General features: G+C 70.5%; 19 protein-coding genes. 10 read left to right on the top strand and 9 right to left on the bottom strand.

Going from position 1 to position 21,527, the window contains the following annotated elements; translation table 11 throughout:
• Positions 1 to 71: 71 nt before the first annotated feature.
• Both DEJ32_RS12015 and DEJ32_RS12010 read left to right on the top strand, forming a co-directional pair.
• Positions 72 to 1,406, top strand: a complete 1,335-nt coding sequence (locus tag DEJ32_RS12015) for a sugar ABC transporter substrate-binding protein (protein ID WP_110901441.1) — start codon at positions 72 to 74, stop codon at positions 1,404 to 1,406.
• A gap of 78 nt (positions 1,407 to 1,484) precedes the next feature.
• Complete coding sequence (locus tag DEJ32_RS12010) at positions 1,485 to 3,314, top strand: beta-galactosidase family protein (protein ID WP_110901440.1); 1,830 nt, start codon at positions 1,485 to 1,487, stop codon at positions 3,312 to 3,314.
• Between the two features lie 67 nt (positions 3,315 to 3,381).
• Here DEJ32_RS12010 and DEJ32_RS12005 read toward each other — a convergent pair whose 3' ends face one another.
• Both DEJ32_RS12005 and DEJ32_RS12000 read right to left on the bottom strand, forming a co-directional pair.
• Positions 3,382 to 3,687: a hypothetical protein gene (locus DEJ32_RS12005; protein WP_110901439.1), complete on the bottom strand. Its 306-nt coding sequence runs from the start codon at positions 3,685 to 3,687 to the stop codon at positions 3,382 to 3,384.
• A 246-nt stretch (positions 3,688 to 3,933) separates the two neighbouring features.
• Positions 3,934 to 4,242: a biopolymer transporter Tol gene (locus DEJ32_RS12000; RefSeq protein ID WP_110890146.1), complete on the bottom strand. Its 309-nt coding sequence runs from the start codon at positions 4,240 to 4,242 to the stop codon at positions 3,934 to 3,936.
• Positions 4,243 to 4,304: 62 nt separating this feature from the next.
• Here DEJ32_RS12000 and DEJ32_RS11995 point away from each other — a divergent pair, with 62 nt between their 5' ends.
• Together DEJ32_RS11995 and DEJ32_RS11990 are read left to right on the top strand one after the other, a co-directional pair.
• The gene (locus DEJ32_RS11995) at positions 4,305 to 5,378 is read left to right on the top strand and encodes a spore photoproduct lyase family protein (protein WP_258369040.1); all 1,074 of its coding nucleotides are present in this window, start codon (positions 4,305 to 4,307) and stop codon (positions 5,376 to 5,378) included.
• Between the two features lie 24 nt (positions 5,379 to 5,402).
• Positions 5,403 to 5,807: a DUF6640 family protein gene (locus tag DEJ32_RS11990; RefSeq protein ID WP_220033024.1), complete on the top strand. Its 405-nt coding sequence runs from the start codon at positions 5,403 to 5,405 to the stop codon at positions 5,805 to 5,807.
• A gap of 219 nt (positions 5,808 to 6,026) precedes the next feature.
• Here DEJ32_RS11990 and DEJ32_RS11985 read toward each other — a convergent pair whose 3' ends face one another.
• Together DEJ32_RS11985 and DEJ32_RS11980 are read right to left on the bottom strand one after the other, a co-directional pair.
• Entirely contained in the window at positions 6,027 to 7,442 is a 1,416-nt protein-coding gene (locus tag DEJ32_RS11985) for an MFS transporter (protein WP_110901438.1), read from the bottom strand.
• Positions 7,443 to 7,738: 296 nt separating this feature from the next.
• Positions 7,739 to 8,050 (bottom strand): DUF3253 domain-containing protein, encoded by a 312-nt coding sequence (locus tag DEJ32_RS11980; protein WP_258368371.1) that lies wholly within the window; start codon positions 8,048 to 8,050, stop codon positions 7,739 to 7,741.
• Positions 8,051 to 8,229: 179 nt separating this feature from the next.
• Between DEJ32_RS11980 and DEJ32_RS11975 the strand changes: the two genes are divergently transcribed.
• Positions 8,230 to 9,594 (top strand): alpha-amylase family glycosyl hydrolase, encoded by a 1,365-nt coding sequence (locus tag DEJ32_RS11975; protein WP_110901436.1) that lies wholly within the window; start codon positions 8,230 to 8,232, stop codon positions 9,592 to 9,594.
• An 87-nt stretch (positions 9,595 to 9,681) separates the two neighbouring features.
• Here DEJ32_RS11975 and mmsB read toward each other — a convergent pair whose 3' ends face one another.
• The 3 genes from mmsB to chvE form a co-directional block, all read right to left on the bottom strand.
• Complete coding sequence (gene mmsB / locus DEJ32_RS11970) at positions 9,682 to 10,863, bottom strand: multiple monosaccharide ABC transporter permease (RefSeq protein ID WP_110824778.1); 1,182 nt, start codon at positions 10,861 to 10,863, stop codon at positions 9,682 to 9,684.
• On the bottom strand, positions 10,850 to 12,379 hold the full coding sequence (gene mmsA / locus DEJ32_RS11965; protein ID WP_375342319.1) for a multiple monosaccharide ABC transporter ATP-binding protein: 1,530 nt from the start codon (positions 12,377 to 12,379) through the stop codon (positions 10,850 to 10,852). Before mmsA ends, mmsB begins: the two co-directional genes overlap by 14 nt.
• 129 nt (positions 12,380 to 12,508) lie before the next feature.
• On the bottom strand, positions 12,509 to 13,645 hold the full coding sequence (gene chvE, locus DEJ32_RS11960) for a multiple monosaccharide ABC transporter substrate-binding protein (protein ID WP_110901434.1): 1,137 nt from the start codon (positions 13,643 to 13,645) through the stop codon (positions 12,509 to 12,511).
• Positions 13,646 to 13,829: 184 nt separating this feature from the next.
• Here chvE and DEJ32_RS11955 point away from each other — a divergent pair, with 184 nt between their 5' ends.
• Entirely contained in the window at positions 13,830 to 14,888 is a 1,059-nt protein-coding gene (locus DEJ32_RS11955) for a substrate-binding domain-containing protein (RefSeq protein WP_181420666.1), read from the top strand.
• 7 nt (positions 14,889 to 14,895) lie between these two features.
• On the opposite strand, the gene DEJ32_RS11950 is transcribed toward DEJ32_RS11955, so the two are convergent.
• Both DEJ32_RS11950 and DEJ32_RS11945 read right to left on the bottom strand, forming a co-directional pair.
• The gene (locus DEJ32_RS11950; protein ID WP_110901432.1) at positions 14,896 to 15,495 is read right to left on the bottom strand and encodes a PIN domain-containing protein; all 600 of its coding nucleotides are present in this window, start codon (positions 15,493 to 15,495) and stop codon (positions 14,896 to 14,898) included.
• 30 nt (positions 15,496 to 15,525) lie between these two features.
• Positions 15,526 to 15,969, bottom strand: coding sequence for a helix-turn-helix domain-containing protein (locus DEJ32_RS11945; protein WP_110901431.1), 444 nt, complete (start codon positions 15,967 to 15,969; stop codon positions 15,526 to 15,528).
• A gap of 207 nt (positions 15,970 to 16,176) precedes the next feature.
• Here DEJ32_RS11945 and DEJ32_RS11940 point away from each other — a divergent pair, with 207 nt between their 5' ends.
• The 4 genes from DEJ32_RS11940 to DEJ32_RS11925 are packed head-to-tail and all read left to right on the top strand — an operon-like array spanning position 16,177 to position 21,386.
• A complete protein-coding gene (locus DEJ32_RS11940; protein WP_110901430.1) occupies positions 16,177 to 17,850 on the top strand; it encodes a xylulokinase in 1,674 nt (557 codons plus the stop codon).
• Positions 17,850 to 18,551 (top strand): L-ribulose-5-phosphate 4-epimerase, encoded by a 702-nt coding sequence (locus DEJ32_RS11935; RefSeq protein WP_110901429.1) that lies wholly within the window; start codon positions 17,850 to 17,852, stop codon positions 18,549 to 18,551. Before DEJ32_RS11940 ends, DEJ32_RS11935 begins: the two co-directional genes overlap by 1 nt.
• Entirely contained in the window at positions 18,548 to 20,080 is a 1,533-nt protein-coding gene (gene araA / locus DEJ32_RS11930; RefSeq protein ID WP_110901428.1) for an L-arabinose isomerase, read from the top strand. The genes DEJ32_RS11935 and araA overlap by 4 nt, the downstream gene beginning before the upstream one ends.
• A 28-nt stretch (positions 20,081 to 20,108) precedes the next feature.
• Positions 20,109 to 21,386 (top strand): FAD-binding protein, encoded by a 1,278-nt coding sequence (locus DEJ32_RS11925; protein WP_258369039.1) that lies wholly within the window; start codon positions 20,109 to 20,111, stop codon positions 21,384 to 21,386.
• Positions 21,387 to 21,527: the final 141 nt, after the last annotated feature.

Raw genomic sequence — 21,527 nt, 5'->3', positions numbered from 1 at the left:
GGACCGCGCCGCACCCCGCACCACCCCCGCATTCCGCAGCAGTTCTCCACAACGAAGTGAAAGGCACCACCATGCAGAAGCGTCTCCGGCGCGGGCTCAGCGCCCTCGCCATCGGCGTCACCGCCGCCATGGCCCTCGCGGCCTGCTCGTCCGGCGGCTCCGGCTCCGGCGGCTCGTCCGACGACATCGCGACGGCACTCGACGAGGGCGGCACGCTGACCTACTGGTCGTGGACGCCGTCCGCGAAGGACCAGGTCGCCGCGTTCGAGAAGGCCTACCCGAAGGTGAAGGTCAAGCTCGTCAACGCCGGTACCGGTGCCGACCAGTACACGAAGCTGCAGAACACCGTGAAGGCCGGCTCGGGCGCCCCCGACGTCGCCCAGGTCGAGTACTACGCACTGCCGCAGTTCGCCCTGTCCGAGTCGCTCCTCGACCTGAGCTCGTACGGGTTCGGCGACCTGAAGGACAAGTTCGCCGCGAGCACCTGGAACTCGGTGTCGATGGACGGCAAGGTCTACGGCCTGCCCCAGGACTCCGGCCCCATGGCCATGTTCTACAACAAGAAGGTGTTCGACGAGTACGGCATCGAGGTGCCGAAGACGTGGGACGAGTACGTCGCGGCGGCGAAGAAGCTGCACGAGGCCGACCCCGAGAAGTACCTGGCCGCGGACTCCGGCGACGCGGGCTTCACCACGAGCATGATCGCCCAGGCCGGCGGCACCCCGTTCACCACCGACGGTGACAAGGTCACGATCAACCTGCAGGACGAGGGCACGAAGAAGTGGACCGAGACCTGGGACCAGCTCGTCGAGCAGGGTCTCGTCGCGAAGACCGTCGGCTGGACCGACGACTGGTACAAGCAGCTCGGCAACGGCCAGATCGCCACGATGATCACCGGCGCCTGGATGCCCGGCAACCTCGAGGCCAGCGTCGCCGACGCGAAGGGTGACTGGCGCGTGGCACCGATGCCGACCTACGACGGTGGCCCCGCGCAGACCGCGAACAACGGCGGCAGCGCCCAGGTCGTCATGGAGCAGTCCGAGAACCCGGCTCTCGCTGCCGGCTTCCTCAAGTGGCTGAACTCCTCGAAGGAGTCCACGGGGATCTTCATGGAGTCCGGCGGGTTCCCGTCGACCACCGCAGACCTCGAGTCCTCGGCGTTCCTGGAGGAGAAGCCGGAGTACTTCGGCGGCCAGCAGATCAACAAGGTGCTCGTCGACGCGTCGAAGTCCTCGGACAACGACTTCGCCTACCTGCCGTACCAGGTGTACGCGAACAGCGTCTACGCCGACACCGTCGGGCAGTCGTACGAGAAGGGCACGTCGCTCGAGTCGGGTCTCGAGGCCTGGCAGGACGCGCTCGTGAAGTACGGCAAGGACCAGGGCTTCACGGTCTCCACCAAGTAGCAGCACCCCACCGACGCGGCCGTGCGGGCATCCCGCACGGCCGCGTCCCCCTGCCGCCCCCACCCAGAAAGGCGCGAGATGCGCTTCGCCATCGGCGACACCGACTTCCTGCTCGACGGGCAGCCGCACCGCGTGCTCTCCGGCGCGATCCACTACTTCCGCGTCCACCCCGACCTGTGGGCGGACCGGATCCGCAAGGCCAAGCTCATGGGCCTCAACACCGTCGAGACCTACGTCGCGTGGAACGCGCACGAGGCGACGCCGGGCACCTTCGACTTCACCGGCGGTCTCGACCTCGGCCGCTTCCTCGACCTCGTCGCGGCCGAGGGCATGCACGCCGTCGTCCGCCCCGGGCCGTACATCTGCGCCGAGTGGACGAACGGTGGGCTGCCGTTCTGGCTGTTCACCGACGGCACCGTCGGGATCCGCCGCGACGAGCCGCAGTTCCTGGCCGCCGTCGGACGCTACCTCGACGCCCTCGCGCCGATCCTCGTGCCACGACAGATCGACGCCGGCGGACCGATCGTGCTCGTGCAGGTCGAGAACGAGTACGGCGCGTACGGATCCGATCCCGTGTACCTGCAGAAGCTCGAGCGCATGCACCGGGACATCGGGCTCACCGTGCCGTTCACGAGCGTCGACCAGCCGATGGACGCCATGCTCGAGGACGGGTCGCTCCCGTCCCTCCACAAGACCGGGTCGTTCGGCTCCCGGTCCGCCGAGCGGCTCGCCCGCCTCCGTCAGGCGCAGCCCACCGGTCCGCTGATGTGTTCGGAGTTCTGGGATGGATGGTTCGACAGCTGGGGTGAGCACCACCACACCACGCCGGCGGCGGCCAGCGCCGAGGACCTCGACGTCCTGCTCGCCGCGGGTGGCTCCGTGAACATCTACATGTTCCACGGCGGGACCAACTTCGGCTTCACCAACGGCGCGAACGACAAGGGCGTGTACCGGCCCATCGCCACGTCCTACGACTACGACGCCCCGCTCGACGAGGCCGGCCGTCCGACCGACAAGTTCCACGCCTTCCGTCAGGTCATCGCGCGCTACGCGCCCGTGCCGGAGCTGCCGCCGACGATGCAGCCCGGCGGGTCCGGTCGGCTCGCGATGCACGACGACGGACGGGAGGCCCGACCCGCCCCCGCCGGGGACGTTGCCGTCCGCCTCGACCGCGTCGTACCGCTCGCCGGCCTCCTGCCGACGATCACGTCCTGGACCACGCACGAGACGCCGCCGACGTTCGACGAGCTCGGCGCCGCTTCCGGGTTCGTCCTGTACCGGACCGAGGTCGACCTGCCGGAGGGCGGCGTCCTCACGGTCGCGGAGGAGGTCCGGGACCGTGTGCTCGTCAGCCTCGCCGGACGTCCGGTCGGCGTCCTCGAGCGCGAGCACCACGACCGTGCCATCGCCCTGCCGCCGGCCACGGGCCTCCTGGAACTGCTCGTGGAGGACCAGGGGAGGGTCGACTACGGTCCCCGCATCGGCGAGCCGAAGGGCCTCGTCGGCGCGGTGCGCGTCGACGACGACGTCCTCACGCACTGGACGGTGTCGCCGCTCGCACTCGATCCGCTGCCGGACGCAGCCGTCGCAGTGCTCCGCGGAGCACCGGCGTCCGCGGGGGAGACCCTCGCCGGGCCGGCGTTCACCTCCGGCACGTTCGACCTCCCCGCGAGCGGGGCCACGCTCGACCGGTACCTCGCCCTGGATGGCTTCCGGAAGGGCGTGGCGTGGGTGAACGGCTTCTGCCTCGGCCGCTACTGGTCGCGCGGCCCGCAGGGCACCCTCGCCGTCCCCGGCCCGGTGCTCCGAGCCGGACGGAACGAGGTCGTCGTCTTCGAGGTGCACGCCGCGGCATCGCGCACGGTCTGCATGTGCGTCGAGCCGGAACTCGGACACACCGAGGCCTGACGGAGCGGATCCGTGACGACGAACGGCCCCCGGGGGATGCCCGGGGCCGTTCGTCGTGGTCGTGCGGTCAGCAGGTCGGTTCGGGCACGAGCACCGCGATCCGCCCGACGCGCACGAGCGGCACCCCACCGCGCTCACCCAGCTGTTCGCCGGCGAACCGGACGAGCACGCCGGGCTCGGTCCGCTCGGCCTCGACGAGCGCGGCCGCCTGGGCCGGTGTGACCAGCAACTCCCACGGGCGGCGGACGCCCGCGCTGTCCTCGGAGCACAGCTCCAGCAGGACGCCGACCCGCGTCCCCGTCGGCCCCTCGGTGGTGGTCGTCCCGGTGCGCAGCCCCACCAGCGCGCCCGTGTGCGTGACGATCTCGTTCATGGTTCCCCCTCGTTCTCGGCGTCCTCGCCGCGATGAGCTTACGGCTGCGAGGATCTCTCGCACCTCATCCGGAAGGTGGGGAAACGGGACGTGTCGTCCGCCGTTCGGCTGACGGCAGCATCGGAGGCGGTGCCGGGTCCGCCGCCCGGGTCGCGCAACGTGCCGTCGGTCGTCCGCCGGAGTCGCACGAGCTGCCGGGTCGGCTGGCTCGGAGCGGCGGTTCGTGCGACCTCGGCGCGACAGGCGCTACCGCTCGTCGAGACCGTCGAGGTCCGCGAGGGCCTGCTCGGCCTGCGCGAGCCGCTCGGACTCCGGGCGGGTCCACCACTCCGGGCCGCGTTCCCCGAGGCCGTGCTTCGCAAGCCCGTTGCGGTGACGGGCAGCTGCGACCGCGTCCTCGTCGCCGGCCCGTCTCGCCTGCTTCACGGCGTTGCGACCACGGCCGAGGTGGGACCGGAGGCGTGCGGCGACGTCCTCGGGGAGGGCCGGGTCGGTCCGTCGCCAGCGCCGTCCGTCCACGACGAAGTAGTGGTCGTCCTCCACGCCGGCGGTCATGCCGTCGAGTCTGCACGAGGCACCTCCGGAGGTGTCGGTGGTGACCGGTAGAACGGTGGGTGATGACCGAGTCCCGCATGCGCCCCCTGCTCGACGTCAAGCGCATCTACGCCGAGGACGCCGCCCTCGAACTGCCACGCGGGCAGGAGATCGTCGGGCAGTGGCCGGACGCCGAGATCGTGCCCGTCGCGTCGCACTGGCAGATCCCCGAGGTGCACGGCGACGAGCGGAACGTCTCCCGCTGGGTGCGGATCAAGACCGAGGCGCTCGTCCTCGGCGTGAAGAAGTCCCTCGTCACGAGGCCGAACGGCCGCTCGGCGGACTTCATCGCCCCGTCGACCGCGAACGGGTGCGCGATGGCGTGCGCGTACTGCTACGTGCCGCGTCGCAAGGGCTACAGCAACCCGGTCACCGTCTTCGCCAACATCGAGCAGATCACCAAGCACCTCGCTCGCAACATCCAGAAGCAGGGGCAGAAGACCGAGCCGAACCAGTGCGACCCCGACGCGTGGGTGTACGACATCGGCGAGAACAGCGACTGTTCGGTGGACGCCATGCTCAGTGACAACGTCCGCGACCTCTGCGACCTGTTCCGGATGACACCGACGGCGAAGGCCTCGTTCGCGACGAAGTACGTCAACCGCGACCTGCTCGACTGGGACCCGATGGGGCGCACCCGCATCCGCTTCTCGCTCATGCCACACGAGACGGCGAAGGTGACCGACATCCGGACGTCTCCGATCGCCGAACGACTGGCTGCCGTGAACGACTTCGTCGAGGCCGGGTACGAGGTCCACCTGAACTTCTCGCCCGTCATCCTGACGCCGACGTGGGAGACCGACTGGGCCGCACTGCTGCGGGAGGTCGATGACGTGCTCTCCCCGGCTGCGAAGGCGCAGCTCGCGGCCGAGGTGATCTTCCTCACCCACAACGAGCAGCTGCACGAGGTGAACCTCGGCTGGCACCCGAAGGCGGAGGACCTGCTCTGGCGTCCGGACCTGCAGGAGCAGAAGCTGTCCCAGAACGGTGCTGTCAACATCCGGTACCGCGCGGCGATGAAGGCGCGGCACATCGAGCGCTTCCGCCAGCTCGTCGACGAGAACCTGCCCTCCTGCCGCATCCGCTACGCCTTCTGATCAGGTCCCGGGCAGGGTGGCGTCATGACACTCTCTGCGCGCGAACTGGTCGGGCGGATCTGCATCGGCGTCGCTGCGGTCGCCGCCCCCGTGGGCGCCTTCGCCTTCGACTACAACGAGACCCACGTGAAGAACCCGGCCTGGCCGCCGCACGCCAAGTTCCACAACGCGCAGACGATGTCACTCGCGGTGGCGTTGGCCGGCCTCACCGTGTGGCGCCTGCGTCCCGCGGTGCGTGACGTCGGTCTCGCGAGCAGCATCGCCTCGACCTACTGGGTGACACAGGTGACGAGCCTCGCCTTCCCCGGCACGGCGCTGGCCGATCCCGGAGTGCAGTACCGCGACGTCAAGGGCGACCAGCGCGTCCCGATCATCGCCTGCCTCGCGCTCGTCGCCGTGGGGACACTGCTCGCCCGTCGGCGTCCCTGACCCGCACACGAGACCGATGCAGCTCACCGAACCGCTCGCCACCGCTCGCCACGCTCGTCGGGCCGACCCTGGCCGACGCCCCTCCGTGTCCTCGCGCAGACCGACGTCGGCGGGAGGGGGCTTTCGGTCCGATGCTCGACATCGCCCGCTGCCGTCGCGGCGAAGGAGAGCTCAGCTCTCGGACGGTGGCGACCGAGAGCTGAGCTGACTTCCTCATCGTCAGGCGCTGCGCTGCTGCTCCCGCTCGAGCTTGCGTGCAGCGAGCGCGCGTTCGTCCTTGCCGACGAAGAAGAGCAGGACGATCGCGACCACGACGCAGCCGAGGATCAACGCGAACGTCACGTCCCACCCGAACGCGTGGACCGAGAGGCCCACACCGGTCGACGCCAGGGTGGCGCCCAGGACGTAGCCGAACAGGCCGGTGAACCCGGCGGCGGTGCCGGCGACGGAGCGCGGGCTGAGGTCGAGCGCCTGCAGCCCGATGAGCATGACCGGCCCGTAGATGAGGCCGCCGATGAGGACGAGCATCGCGAGCGAGACCCCGAGCGGGCCCTCCACCGGGGACAGCCAGTACACCGCGAGTGCGACACCGACGGCGGCCATGAACAGGATGCCGGTCGGCGACCGTCGCCCTCGGAACACCTTGTCGCTGATGTAGCCGCAGAGCAGCGTGCCTGGGATGCCGGCGAGTTCGAACAGTGAGAACCCGGCGATGCCTTCACCGAGGCTGGCACCACGGACCTCGGCCAGGTAGACCGGCGCCCACACGAGCACGCCGTAGCGGAGGGTGTAGACGAACACGTTGGCGAGGGCGAGCTTCACCATCGTGCCGTTCGTGAGGACGTAGCGGCGCAGGGTCGTCCAGGTGGACGCGCCGTCGTCAGCGGCATCGGTCTCGACCGGTGCCGGGTCGTTCCGGTACTCCTCGATGGGCGGCAGACCCTCGGACTCCGGCGTGTCCCGGAGCAGCACGAAGGCCACCACGGCGATCACGAGGCAGACGATGGCGGGGAACCAGAAGACGCTCTGCCATCCGCCGAACCACGCGAGGCCGAGACCCGCGAGGCCGCCGGCCCCGGCGCCGCCGACGTTGTGCGCGACGTTCCAGATCGCCGTCTTGCTTCCGCGCTCCGACGTCGAGAACCAGTGCACGAGGGTACGCCCGCTGGGCGGCCACCCCATGCCCTGGAAGAACCCGTTGAAGATCATCACGACGGCGAAGAACGCGACGGACGCGCCGACCGCCGGGACGAAGGCGATGAACAGGTTCGCGATCGCGGACAGCACGAGCCCGATCGGCAGGAACCAGCGCGCACTGCTGCGGTCGCTGACGATCGCGCTGAGGAACTTGCTGACGCCGTACGCGAGCAGCACGCCGTTCGTGATGACACCGAGGCCGACGGTGCTGAACCCGTTCTCGTCGCGGAGGATCGTCGCGACGAGCGGCACGTTGTTGCGGATGAGGTAGTAGGCGGCGTAGCCGATGAAGATGCCGATGAAGACCTGCAGTCGCAGGCGCGGGTAGCGCCGGGCGACCGTCGCTGCGTCGAGTCGGGCTGCCGGGGGTGGTGCAGCGAGGAAGGCGGTGAGGCCCTTGCGTGTCGCCACGTCGGTCTGTGTTCGAGGATGTGTCATTGGTCCTGATCCGTCGGGGGAGTGTCGGTCACTGGCGGGCGCAGCGTCGCGCCCTCGCCCCTCGCCCCTCGACAGCAGCCAGCCGGATCGGAAGTGGTACTCACGCACGCAGTCCGCAGGCTGGAGGTGGTTGCACGCCGAGGAGTCGGAGACGCAGGCAACGATCGAGCTCGGATCGGCAGTGATCTCGATCTCGTTCACGACGCTCCCGCCGTGGGAACCCTACCTCTCCCTGAGCGGAAGGACAGACTCGGCGGCGGCGTGCTCGACCCTTCGCCACCGGCGGCACCACGGCCTCAGCGCGGACGGCGGATCCGGATCGGGCCCTTCGCGGTCGACGGGTCGACGACGTTCCCGCCCTGGGTGATCTCGACCTCGCCACGTGCGACCATCCGCCGGGCGGCGCGACGCGCGGGTTCCATGAGGTCGCGCCAGTCCTCACCGCCGACGACACGGGCGGCATCCGACGGGCAGATGCTCGAGGTCAGCGCGCGGGCGTCGAGCAGCGCGTCGATCGTGTGCTCGAGGGTCCGGTCCGTGTCGTCGAGCCCGTGGCGTCGGCACGCGTCGGAGCACCACTTGGTGTCCGGGCCGGCGCTGTCGGGCATGCGCCGACCGCAGGACGCACACGTCCGTTCCGCGTGCGCGGCCTCGAATCGGCGTGCGTCGTCCTCGGTCCGGATGGCTCGTCCCATGCGCCCATGATCGTCCCGGCCACCGACGCGCTTCCAGGCTGGCGGTACCCCGGTCCACGGTCCTGGCCAGGGCCGCCTGGCAGCATGCATGGATGGACACAGCAGCCGAGCCGAACCCCGCCGCCGCGACGAGGCCGATCGAGCCCGCCTGGGTCGAGCACGTCATGTGGTGGCACGTCTACCCGCTCGGCTTCGTCGGTGCGGAGGTCCGGCCCGACACCACGGTCGACGCACGTCCCGTGGAGCACCGGCTCGGGCACCTGGAGGGCTGGCTCGAGCACGTGGTGGACCTCGGTCTGAACGGACTGCTGCTCGGCCCGGTCTTCGCGAGCTCGTCGCACGGCTACGACACGGTCGACCACTTCCGGATCGACCCCCGACTCGGCGACGACGCGGACTTCGACCGCCTGGTGGCCGCTGCGCGCGAGCGGGGGATCCGCGTGCTGCTCGACGGCGTCTTCAACCACGTCGGCCGTGAGCACCCGGCGTTCCGCCAGCTCGAGACCGCGGGACCGGACGCCGACACCGCGGGCCTGTTCGCCGTCGACTGGTCGGGCTGGCAGCCGGGGCAGCCGGTACCGGTCGGGTCGTTCGAGGGGCACGACATCCTCGTCGCACTCGACCACGCGTCGCAGCAGACCGAGGACCTCGTCGTCGCGGTCATGACGCACTGGTTGGAGCGTGGCATCGACGGCTGGCGGCTCGACGCGGCCTACGCGGTGCCGCCGGCGTTCTGGGCCCGGGTGCTGCCCCGCGTGCGCGAGCGGTTCCCGGGCGCCTGGTTCTCGGGCGAGGTCATCCACGGCGACACCGCGGCGATCGTCCGGGAGTCGACGATGGACTCGACCACCCAGTACGAGCTGTGGCAGGGCATCTGGCACGGCATCGCGGACCGGAACTGCTTCGAACTGGCGCACGCGATCGAGCGGCATGACGAGTTGCTCGCGACCTCCGCCCCGAGCACGTTCGTCGGCAACCACGACGTCACCCGGATCGCGAGCGCGGTGGGGGAGGGGTTCGTCGGCCACGCCGTCGCGGTGCTCTTCACCGTCGCCGGCACGCCGTCGGTGTACGCGGGCGACGAGTTCGGCTGGACCGGCGTCAAGGAGCAGCGCGAGGGCGGGGACGACGCCGTCCGCCCCGCCTTCCCGGCGACTCCGCCGGAGCCGAGCGGGACCGCTGCCGAGCTGGTGCACGCGCACCAGGCGCTCGTCGCCCTCCGGCGTCGGCACCCGTGGCTGCACCGCGCGCACACGGACGTGGTGCACCTGACAAACGAGACGCTGGTCCTCCGGACCGCGACCGACCGGGAGGCCGTGGTCACCGCCCTGAACCTCTCACCCGACCCGGTGGTGCTGCCCGCGGCCGACGCGACGCGCGTCGAGGCGGGCCGGGCCGACCTGTCGGAGGGCGGGCTGCGCCTCCCGGCCGGCGCCTGGGCGGTCCTGACCGCCTGACCCGCCGCCGGGACGGCAACGCGAAAGCGACAGATCCCCGTGGAACTTCCACGGAGATCTGTCGCTTTCGGGGAGGAACCGCGGGTGCTACTTCCGAGCGGAGGCCGCGCGGCGCTTGTTGAAGACGTCGAACGCGACGGCGGCGAGGAGCACCAGGCCCTTGATGAGCTGCTGGAACTCGGAACCGACACCGAGGATCGACATGCCGTTGTTGAGCAGACCGATGATGAGACCACCGACGATCGCGCCCGGGACCGTACCGATGCCACCGGTGACGGCAGCGCCACCGATGAACACGGCCGCGATGGCGTCGAGCTCGAAGCCGTTGCCCGCGCTCGGCGAGGCGAGGTTGAGCTGGCCGGTGAAGACGACGCCGGCGAGGGCAGAGATGACACCCATGTTCACGAACAGCAGGAACGTGACGCGCTTCGTCTTGACACCCGACAGCTGTGCGGCCAGCGGGTTGCCGCCGATCGCGTAGATGTGACGACCGAAGACCGCGCTGCGCATGACCATCGAGTACGCGATGACCAGGACGCCGAGGATCACGAGGACGATCGGGGTGCCGTTGTAGCTGGCGAGCAGCAGCGCGATGAAGATGACCAGCGCGACGGTGAACGCCATCTTGGTGATGAACCATGCGAACGGCTCGTCCTCGAGCTGGTACTTGCGACGGGTCGCACGACCACGGAAGCCGGTGATGACGAGGATCGCGGCGGCGGCGAGGCCGAGGATCATCGTGAGCGGCTCGTAGCCCGAGGTGCCGAAGGACGGCAGGAAGCCGGAGCCGAGCGAGCGGAAGCCGTCCGGGAAGGGCGAGATCTGCTGGTTCTGCAGGGCGATCTGCGCGGCACCGCGGAAGGCGAGCATGCCCGCCAGGGTCACGATGAACGCCGGGATCCCGAAGTAGGCGATCCAGAAGCCCTGCCACGCGCCGACCAGGGCGCCGAGGACCAGGCAGAGGACGACGGCGACCGGCCAGGGGATGCCCCACTGCGTGATCATCACGCCGGCCATGGCACCGGTGAACGCGACGACCGAACCGACGGAGAGGTCGATGTGGCCGGCGATGATCACCATCACCATGCCGATCGCGAGGATCAGGATGTAGCTGTTCTGAACGATCAGGTTCGAGACGTTGATCGGGGCCAGCGTGATGCCGTTCGTCGTCACCTGGAAGAAGATGACGATGACGATCAGCGCGATGAACAGGCCGATCTGTCGGAGCTGCCCGGTGAGGTAGCTGGCGGCGGACTTAAGCGCGTTCATTGACTGGGGTCTCCCGTTCCTGGGTCATGTACTGCATGAGGACTTCCGGCGACGCCTCGGAGCGCGGGACGTCGGCGGTGATGGTGCCCTCGGAGAGCGTGTAGATGCGGTCGCAGATGCCGAGCAGTTCGGGGAGTTCGGAGGAGATGACGATGATCCCCTTCCCCTGGTCCGCGAGCGCGTTGATGATCGTGTAGATCTCGTACTTCGCGCCGACGTCGATGCCGCGGGTCGGCTCGTCGAGGATGAGCACGTCCGGGTCGGAGTACATCCACTTCGACAGGACGACCTTCTGCTGGTTCCCGCCGGAGAGCTTGCCGGTCACCGCGTTCACGGTCGGCGCCTTGATGTTCATGTTCTTGAGGAACTGGCGCGCGACGGTCGTCTCCTCGGAGCCGTTCACGAAGCCCCACTTGGCGAGCTTGCCGAGTGCCGAGCCGGAGACGTTCCGCTTGATGTCGTCGATCAGGTTGAGGCCGTAGCGCTTCCGGTCCTCGGTCGCGTAGGCCAGGCCGTTGTCGATCGCGGCGGTGACCGTGTTCGTCTTGATCGGGGTGCCGCGCTTGTACACGGTGCCGCTGATCCCGGTGCCGTACGAGTGCCCGAAGACGCTCATCGCCAGCTCGGTGCGGCCGGCGCCCATCAGCCCGGCGATCCCGACGATCTCGCCGGCGTGGACGGTGAGGTTCGCCTGGTGGATGATCTCGCGGGAGGCGTCGAGGGGGTGGTGGACGGTCCAGTCCTCGATGCGCAAAAGCTCTTCGCCGATCTTCGACTCGTGCTCCGGGTAGCGGGTGGAGAGGTCGCGTCCGACCATGCCGCGGATGATGCGGTCCTCGGAGACCTCGCCGGCGTGCATGTCGAGGGTCTCGATGGTCTGGCCGTCACGGATGATCGTGACCTTGTCCGCGATCGCCTTGATCTCGTTGAGCTTGTGGCTGATGATGATCGCCGTCATGCCCTCGGCCTGCAGCGAGCGGATGAGCTCGAGCAGGTGCGCGGAGTCGTCGTCGTTCAGCGCGGCGGTCGGCTCGTCGAGGATGAGGAGCTTGACCTCCTTCGACAGTGCCTTCGCGATCTCGACGAGCTGCTGCTTGCCGACGCCGATGTCCGTGATCTTGGTGATCGGGTTGTCCTTGAGGCCGACGCGCTTCAGGAGCGCCGCGGCCTCGAGGTTCGTCTTGTTCCAGTCGATGAAGCCGCCCTTGGCGCGCTCGTTGCCGAGGAAGATGTTCTCGGCGATCGACAGGTAGGGGCTCAATGCGAGCTCCTGGTGGATGATGACGACGCCGGCGTCCTCGGAGTCGTTGATGGTCGAGAAGGAGACGGGCTTCCCGTCGAGCAGGATCTCGCCGTCGAAGCTGCCGGCCGGGTAGACGCCGGACAGGACCTTCATGAGCGTGGACTTGCCCGCGCCGTTCTCACCGCAGATCGCGTGGACCTGGCCCCGTTCGACCTGGAGCGAGACGTTCTGCAGGGCCTTGACGCCGGGGAACGTCTTGGTGATGTCGCGCATCTCGAGGATGGTGTCCGCCACGGGACCGCCTTCCGTTGGGCGCCGGCACGGCGCGCGAGTGGGTGGGGACGGGCGGGAGGCCCGGTGCCAGCCCGGCACCGGGCCTCCCGTCCGGAGAGGAGTTGCGACCTACTTGAGGTCGGCGTCCGTGTAGTACCCGGAGTCGACGAGGACCTTCTCGTAGTTCTCCTTGGTGACGACCGTCGGCTGGAACAGGAACGTCGGGACGACCTTGACCTTGTTGTCGTAGGTCTTGGTGTCGTTGACCTCGGGCTTCTTGCCCGACAGCAGGTCCTGGGCCATCGACGCGGACTTGTCGGCGAGCTGGCGCGTGTCCTTGTAGATGGTCGAGTACTGCTGGTCGTTCATGATCGACTTGACCGAGGCGGCCTCGGCGTCCTGGCCGGTGATCACCGGGAGCGGGCGGTCGCCCGAACCGTAGCCGGCACCCTGGAGCGCCGAGATGATGCCGATCGAGATGCCGTCGTACGGGGAGAGCACGCCGTCGAGCTTGGTGCCGCCCGAGTACGACTTCGCGACGAGGTTCTGCATGCGGGACTTGGCGAGCGCCGGGTCCCACTGCTGCGTGGCGGCCTGCGTGAAGCCGTCCTGGCCGGAGCCGATCTTCAGCGTGCCGTCCTCGAGGTACGGCTTGAGGGTGTCCATGGCGCCGTTGAAGAAGAACGTGGCGTTGTTGTCGTCGGGCGAGCCGGCGAAGACCTCGATGTTGAAGGGACCCTTCTCGTCGGTCTTCTTGCCGTCGGCGTCGAGGAGCCCGAGGCCGGTCAGGAGCGAGGTCGCCTGGTCGACGCCGACCTTGTAGTTGTCGAACGAGACGTAGTAGTCGACGTTCTCGTTGCCGGTGAGCAGGCGGTCGTAGGAGATGACCTTGATGCCGGCGTCGGCCGCTGCGTCGAGCTGGTCGGACAACGAGCCACCGTCGATGGACGCGACGATGAGGACCTTCGCGCCCTTGGTGATCATGTTGCTGACCTGCTGGACCTGCTGCGGGATCTTGTTGTCCGCGTACTCGAGGTCGACCTTGTAGCCGGCCTTCTCGAGGCTGCTCTTGACGGCGTCGCCGTCCTTGATCCAACGCTCGGAGACCTTGGTCGGCATCGCGACGCCGACGAGGGCGCCCTTGTTGCCGTTGCCCTCGTCGCCGCCGTCAGAGCTGGTGGCACCGCGGCCGCCGGCAGAGCAGGCGGCCAGGGAGAGGGCGAGACCGAGAGCGGTGACGCTCGCGACGATCCTGCGCTTCTTCATCGAAGTACCTCTGTTCCTCTCGCGTCGACGTCGACGCGCTCGGGTGCGGGGCTGCTGTGTCCCGCTGGGGATGTGATGCTCCAAGTGAGCGCTCACATCATGTTGGTTCTCGTACACGGTGTCAACTCGTCGTGACCGGATCGGTATGCGCCGCCCCGGACAGACGCCGCGGTACGGTGACCGGGTGAGCACGACGACGACGCCGAACGGCAGGCCCCGCAAGGCCCCGACGATCTTCGACGTCGCCGAGCGCGCGGGCGTCTCGCACCAGACCGTGAGCCGCGTGATCAACGGGGACCCGACGGTCCGGGACGGCTTCCGGTCGCGGGTGACGACCGCGATCGGGGAGCTCGGCTACCGTCCGCGCGCCGCTGCCCGGGCCCTGGCCGGCGGACGGAGCCGTGCACTCGGCCTGGTGAGCGCGGGGGACGCGCTGTACGGACCGTCGAGCACCGCGATCGGGTTCGAGCGGGCCGCGCGCACCGCCGGGTACCACGTGCTCCTGTCGACGCTGCCCGACGACCCCCGGCCGGTCGACCTGTCCGAGGCGCTCACGACGCTGCTCGCCCAGGACGTCGCCGCCGTGGTGCTCGTCGCCGCGGACAACCGCGTGCTCGACGCCCTCGGCTCGTTGACGATGGCCGTGACGGTGCCCGTCGTCGTCGCGAACGCCGTGCAGCGGGACGCCGTGCCGACCGACCTGGTCGTGCCCGGCAGCGGCGGCGCCACCGTCTCGGCCGTCGCCATCGACCAGGCCGCCGGCACGACCATGGCGCTGCAGCACCTGTTCGACCGGGGGCACCGACGGATCGTGCACATCGCCGGGCCGGGCGTCTCGCAGGAGGGCGAGGTGCGCCGTGCCACCTACGAGCGGACCATGCGCTCCCGCGGTCTGACCCCGGTCGTGCTCGACGGCGACTGGACCCCGGCGAGCGGGTTCGCGGCCGGGCGGTCCCTGGACGTGACGGCGGTCGACGCGGTCTTCGCGGGGAACGACCAGATGGCGCTCGGCGTCCTGCACGCCTTCGCCGAGGAGGGGCTGCGTGTCCCCGACGACATCGCCGTCGTGGGCTTCGACGACATCCCGGAGGCGGCGCACTTCACCCCGCCGCTGACCACCGTGCGCCAGGACTTCCAGGCGATGGGGGAGCGCGTGCTCGCCTCGGCCCGGGCGCTGCTCGAGGGGGGCCAGCACGACGAGGCGCTGCTGCAGCCGGAGCTGGTGGTGCGGCGCTCGTCCTGACGGGGGATCAGCTTCGGCGCGTGTCTCCCGACCGTTCGATCGCGAGACCGCTGCACGCCCGCAGGTGGCGATCCACCCGGAGGGCGAAGCCCGGACAGCCGGCGCGCTCGAGAGCCGTCGCCAGACCTGCGTGCCGTGCCGGTCGCGCGGACCAGTACTGGTTCATCCGTCGAACCGTGCCCCGGACGTGCCACGACACGGCATCGTCGACGATCAGGAAGAACTCGTCGCACCTCAGGACCTCGTACGGCAGGTCATCGAGGTCGTGGAACCCCCGGTCCTCGGTGAGCAGGACGTCCGCGTGCGCCGCCACCGCCGCGGCGTGGACGTGCTGGTCCTTCGGGTCCGCGCCGCTCCAGGGGGTTCCACCCGGGAAGTCGTCGACGAGCTCGTCGATGCTCGCGATGATCGCGGCCCGCAGCCGCGTCGTGGCGCCTCCGTCTCGCTGCGGGTGGAGTTCCCGGAGCCGCGCGATCGTCTCCGCGAGGACGTCCTCCGTGGTGTGGAGTTGGAACATCGACGGGATCTCGGCGCGCAGCAGGCACACCCAGTCACGGAGGGTCCTGCTCACCCACACGTTGGCATCGACGAACACGCGCTTCGGCATCGGACCAGGGTACCGCTGCCATGTCACATCTCAGTCGAAGGCTTCGCCCGCTGCGAGGAGTTCGGCCGCGGCGGCGACCCGAGCCTGCCGCCGACGTTCGCGGAGTGCGAGGACGTCGTCGCGACGGAGTCGGGTGTGACTGCCGACCTTGCGGGCGGGGAGGTCCCCGCGGTCGACGAGCTTCATCAGCGTCGGGCGGGACACTCCGAGCAGCTGTGCTGCCCCGGTCGTCGTCAGGTCCGCGGTGACGGTCCGGATGCCGACTTCGGCCCCGTCAGCCGCGGCGTGCAGGAACGTCACCAGGGCCCCGGTCAGGGCTGGTGGCACGGGCAGGGTCGTCCCGTCGTCCAGCTCCAGGAGTGCGGCCGTGACCACGCGGTCACCGGCGTCCCCGACGACCCGCACGGCATCGCGCCGGACCGTCGGGTCTGCAGCGAGGTCCTCCTTCGTGGCGAGCGCCTTCGCGGGTGTCATCGTGTCTCCGGTTCCTGATTCGTGGACCTGGCTCTTCCGTCGGGATCGACGGTACGGGGTTGCACTTGCAAGTGCAACCCCGAGGGCTCGTCGTGCTGCCCGTCGGTCGCCGTCGCCGTCCCGCCGACACGGCCGACGAGTTGTCCGCGTGAGCGCTCACGCGCTACGGTGTGAGCGCTCACTCGACGGCGAGAGCAGGAGGCCCCCATGAGCGACGACCGGACCCGCGAGATCGCGGACGGCCGCACGACCCTCGGCATCGAACTCGGTTCGACCCGCATCAAGGCGTGTCTGGTGGGGGAGGACCTGACGGTCATCGCCTCCGGTTCGCACGAGTGGGAGAACGAGTTCGTCGACGGACGCTGGACCTACCCGCTGGCAGCCGTCGAGACCGGTGTCCGTGCCGCGTACGCCGCGCTGGTGGCGGACGTGCAGGAGCAGCACGGCTCCGTCCCGACGGCCTTCCGCGCGGTCGGCGTCTCGGCCATGATGCACGGCTACCTGCCGTTCGACGCAGCGGGCGACCTCCTCGTCCCCTTCCGCACCTGGCGCAACACCTCGACGGGCCCCGCCGCCGCCGCGCTCAGCGACGCGCTCGGGTTCAACATCCCGCTCCGCTGGTCGGTCGCGCACCTGTACCAAGCCGTCCTCGACGACGAGCAGCACGTCGCGCACATCGACGGCATCACGACCCTCGCCGGGTACGTGCACCGCCGCCTGACGGGCCGGGACGTGCTCGGGGTCGGCGACGCCTCCGGGGTGTTCCCGATCGACCCGGCGACGCAGGACTACGACGCCGCGATGCTCAGCGCCGCACAGGACCTCATCGGTGTCCCCGACCTCCGGGCGCTGCTGCCCGAGGTGCTCGTCGCCGGCCAGGACGCCGGCACGCTCACCCCCGAGGGCGCGGCGTGGCTCGACGCGACCGGGACGCTGCAGCCCGGTGCTCCGCTCTGCCCGCCGGAGGGCGACGCCGGCACCGGCATGGTCGCCACGAACGCCGTCGCCCAGCGCACCGGCAACGTCAGCGTCGGCACGAGCATCTTCGCGATGGTCGTCCTCGAGCGGCCGCTGTCGACTCCGCACGAGGAGCTCGACGTCGTCACGACCCCCGCGGGTGACGCCGTCGCGATGGTGCACTGCAACAACGGTGCGAGCGAGATCGGCAGCTGGGCCCGGGTCTTCGGCCGTTTCGCCGAGGCCGCCGGTACCCCCGTCGACACCGACACCGTGTTCCGCACGCTCCTCGACGAGGCGGCGGACGCCGACACCGACGCCGGCGGACTGCTCGCGGTGAACTACCTGGCCGGCGAGCCCGTCACCGGTGTCGAGGACGGTCGCCCGCTGCTCCTCCGCGCGCCCGACGCCCGCTTCACGCTCGGCAACCTCGTCCGCGCGGAGCTCATGGGCGCGTTCGCGACGCTCGCGATCGGCATGGAGGTCCTGCACGGCGAGGGCGTCGCCGTCGACCGGATGACCGCGCACGGCGGGCTCTTCCGGACCCCCGGGCTGCCACAGCGCCAGCTCGCCGCGGCCCTCCGCGTGCCGGTCGCCCTCGAGGCCACCGCGAGCGAGGGCGGGGCGTGGGGCATCGCCGTCCTGGCCGCCTACCTCGAGCACGCCGCCGACAGCTCCCTCGCCGAGTACCTCGACACCACGGTCTTCGGGTCCGCCGCGACGAACGTCGTCGAGCCCGACGACCGCGACGTCGCCGGCTTCACCGCGTACCTCGACCGCTTCCGCGCCGCGCTGCCGATCCAGGCGATCGCGGCCGAGGTGCCGGGCGCGACCACCCGCGGCGGCGTGCCGACGGAGGCGGGCGAGCCGGGCCTCCAGACCGACACCGACACCGACCCCCAGCAGGAACAGGACGTGAACTGATGACCGACGACACCACCCGGGCGGCCGTGGCCGCAGCGCGCGAGCGCGTGGCCCGCCTGCACGGCGAACTCGTGCGCTACGGCCTGGTCATCTGGACCGGCGGCAACGTCTCCGAGCGCGTCCCTGGCACCGACCTCTTCGTCATCAAGCCGAGCGGCGTCGTCAGCGAGGACCTCGCCCCGGAGAACCAGGTCGTCTGCACCCTCGACGGCGTCCCGGCCGAGGGCTGGGGCAACGAGCACGGCCCGTCGAGCGACACCGCCGCGCACGCCTACGTGTACCGGAACATGCCGGAGGTGAACGGCGTCGTGCACACGCACTCGACGTACGCCACCGCCTGGGCCGCCCGCGCCGAGGAGATCCCCTGCGTCATCACCGCGATGGCGGACGAGTTCGGCGGACCGATCCCGGTCGGCCCGTTCGCGATCATCGGCGACGACACCATCGGCCGCGGCATCGTGGAGACCCTGTCCGGACACCGCTCCCGTGCGGTGCTGATGCAGAACCACGGCGTCTTCACGATCGGCAAGGACGCGAAGGACGCCGTCAAGGCCGCGGTGATGTGCGAGGACGTCGCCCGCACCGTGCACATCGCGAAGCAGGGCGGCGAGCTCGTCCCGATCGCCCCCGAGAACATCGACCGGTTGTTCGACCGGTACCAGAACGTCTACGGACAGAACCCCGAAGGAGCCATGCGATGACGCAGGACACCCCCGTCGACCCCCAGGCCACGCTCGACGGCTACGAGGTGTGGTTCCTCACCGGGTCCCAGGGCCTGTACGGCGAGGAGACCCTCCGCCAGGTCGAGGAGCAGAGCCGCGCCGTGCACGCCGAGCTCGCGCCGCACGTCCCGGTGACGCTCGTGTGGAAGCCGGTGCTCAAGGACGCCGACGGCATCCGCCGCGCCCTCATCGAGGCGAGCGCGGACGACAAGGTCATCGGCGTCACGACGTGGATGCACACGTTCAGCCCCGCGAAGATGTGGATCAGCGGCCTCAACGCCCTGACCAAGCCGCTGCTGCACCTGCACACGCAGGCGAACGTCGCGCTGCCGTGGGCGGACATCGACTTCGACTTCATGAACCTCAACCAGGCCGCGCACGGCGACCGCGAGTTCGGGTACGCGCTGGCCCGCATGGGCGTCCGGCACGCCACCGCCGTCGGTCACGTGTCCGACCCGCGCGTGCAGCAGCGGGTGTCCGACTGGTCCCGTGCCGCCGCCGGTGCCGCCGCGATCCGCCAGCTCAAGCTGACGCGCTTCGGCGACAACATGCGCTACGTCGCCGTGACCGAGGGCGACAAGACCGAGGCCGAGATCGAGCTCGGCGTCCAGGTCAACACCTGGGGTGTCAACGACCTCGTCGCGGCCGTCGAGACCGCGACGGCCGACACCGCCGCCGTCGACGCGCTCGTCGCGGAGTACGACAGCGCCTACGACCTCGTCGCCGAGCTGCAGGACGGCGGCGCCCGTCGCCAGTCCCTGCGCGACGGCGCCGCGATCGAGCTCGGCCTCCGCGCCCTGCTCGCCGAGAACGACTCCGCCGCGTTCACCACGAACTTCGAGGACCTCGGCGCGCTCAAGCAGCTGCCCGGCCTCGCCGTCCAGCGGCTCATGGCCGACGGGTACGGGTTCGGCGCCGAGGGCGACTGGAAGACCGCCGTCCTCGTCCGCGCGATGAACGTCGCCGGCGCCGGTCTCCCGGGTGGCGCGAGCCTCATGGAGGACTACACGTACGACCTCACCCCGGGCGCGGAGAAGATCCTCGGCGCGCACATGCTCGAGGTCTCGCCCACGCTGACGTCGTCCACCCCGACGCTCGAGATCCACCCGCTCGGCATCGGCGGCAAGGACGACCCGGTGCGCCTGGTCTTCACCGCCGACGCCGGACCCGCCGTGGTCGCCGCGCTGTCGGACACGCGCGACGGCTTCCGCCTCACCGCGAACGTCGTCGAGGTCGTAGCGCCCACCGCGGCGCTGCCGAACCTGCCCGTCGGCCGTGCCGTCTGGGAGCCGCAGCCGTCGTTCCCGGTGTCCGCCGAGGCCTGGCTCACCGCCGGCGCCGCGCACCACACCGTGATGACGACCGCCGTCGGCATCCAGGTGGTCGAGGACCTCGCGACGATGATCGGCACCGAGTTCCTGGTCATCGACGAGCACACCACGCTGCGCGGCTTCCGCGACGAGGTCCGCACGCAGCAGACCTGGCACCGGCTCGACCGGGGCTTCTGAGCCGGTCGGGAGGCCTACGATGAGCGACGTGATCGACGACGACACCACCACCGCAGCCCACACCCGCACCAACTGGGCGGGGAACGTCACCTACTCGGCGAGCCACCTGGCGGAACCGACGAGCCTCGACGAACTCCAGCGGCTGGTCGCCACCACCCCGCGCCTGACGGCGCTCGGGTCGCGGCACTCGTTCAACACCATCGCCGACACCGACGCGGTGCAGGTGACGCTCACGGGCCTCCCGCCCGAACTCGACGTGGACGGCGAGCGGCGCGTGGCGCGCGTCGCCGCCGGCCTCACGCACGCCCAGGTGGCCGTCGCCCTGGAGGCCCGTGGCTGGGCACTCGCGAACCTCGCCTCCCTGCCGCACATCTCCGTCGCCGGTGCCGTCGCGACGGGCACCCACGGCTCGGGTGTCGGCAACGCCTCGCTGGCGCAGTCGGTCGTCGGGGTCGAGATCGTGCGGGCCTCCGGGGAGGTCGAGCTCGTCGCCGCGGACGACCCCCGGCTCGACGCGCACCGGGTCGCGCTCGGCGCACTCGGCGTCGTCGTCGCGGTGCACCTCGCCGTCGAACCGAGCTACCGCGTCGCCCAGACGGTGCACACCGGCCTCGGGTGGGACGTCGTCGACGCGCAGTTCGAGCAGATCATGTCGGCCGCGTACAGCGTCAGCATGTTCACCGGGTACACCGCCGACGGCGTCCGCCAGATCTGGACGAAGCGGCGCGAGGACCGGGACGACGCGGTCATCGACCTCGCCGCGCTCGGGGCCGTCGCCGGCGCCGAACCGATCCACCCCGTACCGGGCAGCGAGACCGCGGGCGTCACCGAACAGGGCGGCGTGCCCGGACCCTGGCACGAGCGGCTCCCGCACTTCCGGTCGTCGTTCACGCCGTCCGCCGGCGAGGAGATCCAGGCGGAGTACATGGTCGCCGCCACGGACGCCGTCCCCGCGATCCAGGCCCTGCGCGAGATCGGCGAGGCCATCGCACCCGTCCTCTTCGTCTCCGAGATCCGGCGCATCGCGGCGGACGACGCGTGGCTCGCGCCGAGCTCGGGACAGGACTCGGTCGCGTTCCACTTCACCTTCCGCCGCCAGACCGAGGACGTGGCCGTCGCGCTGCCCCTCATCGAGAACGCCCTCGCGCCCTTCGCTCCCCGTCCGCACTGGGGGAAGGTCACCGCGGCGACGCCGGAGCGGCTGCACCAGGTCTACCCGCAGCTCGGGGCGTTCGCGGCACTCGCGCGGGACCTCGACCCGCAGGGCCGGTTCCGCAACCCGTTCCTGGACCGCGTGCTCGGCTGACGCGCGCGGCGCCGTGGACCGGAGCGCCCCGCACCGCTGGATGCGGCGCGGGGCGCCCGTGTCACTGGCCCGTGCGGCGCAGGTCGAGCAGGAACCGGGCGAGAGTCACGAGCAAACTCGCGATCCCCAACCACGGGACCT

The organism is Curtobacterium sp. MCPF17_046 (assembly GCF_003224295.1).
GTDB lineage: Bacteria > Actinomycetota > Actinomycetes > Actinomycetales > Microbacteriaceae > Curtobacterium.
Note: the sequence above shows the minus strand (reverse complement) of the source record. Positions and strands in the feature narration are given on the sequence as shown.

Excerpts from the sequence above, each read along its gene's own strand:
- DEJ32_RS11935 (WP_110901429.1), top strand. The coding sequence starts at position 17,850 with ATGACCGACGACACCACCCGGGCGGCCGTGGCCGCAGCGCGCGAGCGC.
- DEJ32_RS12005 (WP_110901439.1), bottom strand. The coding sequence starts at position 3,687 with ATGAACGAGATCGTCACGCACACGGGCGCGCTGGTGGGGCTGCGCACC.
- DEJ32_RS11975 (WP_110901436.1), top strand. The coding sequence starts at position 8,230 with ATGGACACAGCAGCCGAGCCGAACCCCGCCGCCGCGACGAGGCCGATC.
- DEJ32_RS11985 (WP_110901438.1), bottom strand. The coding sequence starts at position 7,442 with ATGACACATCCTCGAACACAGACCGACGTGGCGACACGCAAGGGCCTC.
- DEJ32_RS11990 (WP_220033024.1), top strand. The coding sequence starts at position 5,403 with ATGACACTCTCTGCGCGCGAACTGGTCGGGCGGATCTGCATCGGCGTC.
- DEJ32_RS11950 (WP_110901432.1), bottom strand. The coding sequence starts at position 15,495 with ATGCCGAAGCGCGTGTTCGTCGATGCCAACGTGTGGGTGAGCAGGACC.
- DEJ32_RS12015 (WP_110901441.1), top strand. The coding sequence starts at position 72 with ATGCAGAAGCGTCTCCGGCGCGGGCTCAGCGCCCTCGCCATCGGCGTC.
- araA (WP_110901428.1), top strand. The coding sequence starts at position 18,548 with ATGACGCAGGACACCCCCGTCGACCCCCAGGCCACGCTCGACGGCTAC.
- mmsA (WP_375342319.1), bottom strand. The coding sequence starts at position 12,379 with ATGCGCGACATCACCAAGACGTTCCCCGGCGTCAAGGCCCTGCAGAAC.
- DEJ32_RS12000 (WP_110890146.1), bottom strand. The coding sequence starts at position 4,242 with ATGACCGCCGGCGTGGAGGACGACCACTACTTCGTCGTGGACGGACGG.
- DEJ32_RS11980 (WP_258368371.1), bottom strand. The coding sequence starts at position 8,050 with ATGCCCGACAGCGCCGGCCCGGACACCAAGTGGTGCTCCGACGCGTGC.
- DEJ32_RS12010 (WP_110901440.1), top strand. The coding sequence starts at position 1,485 with ATGCGCTTCGCCATCGGCGACACCGACTTCCTGCTCGACGGGCAGCCG.
- DEJ32_RS11940 (WP_110901430.1), top strand. The coding sequence starts at position 16,177 with ATGAGCGACGACCGGACCCGCGAGATCGCGGACGGCCGCACGACCCTC.
- DEJ32_RS11995 (WP_258369040.1), top strand. The coding sequence starts at position 4,305 with ATGACCGAGTCCCGCATGCGCCCCCTGCTCGACGTCAAGCGCATCTAC.
- mmsB (WP_110824778.1), bottom strand. The coding sequence starts at position 10,863 with ATGAACGCGCTTAAGTCCGCCGCCAGCTACCTCACCGGGCAGCTCCGA.
- DEJ32_RS11945 (WP_110901431.1), bottom strand. The coding sequence starts at position 15,969 with ATGACACCCGCGAAGGCGCTCGCCACGAAGGAGGACCTCGCTGCAGAC.
- chvE (WP_110901434.1), bottom strand. The coding sequence starts at position 13,645 with ATGAAGAAGCGCAGGATCGTCGCGAGCGTCACCGCTCTCGGTCTCGCC.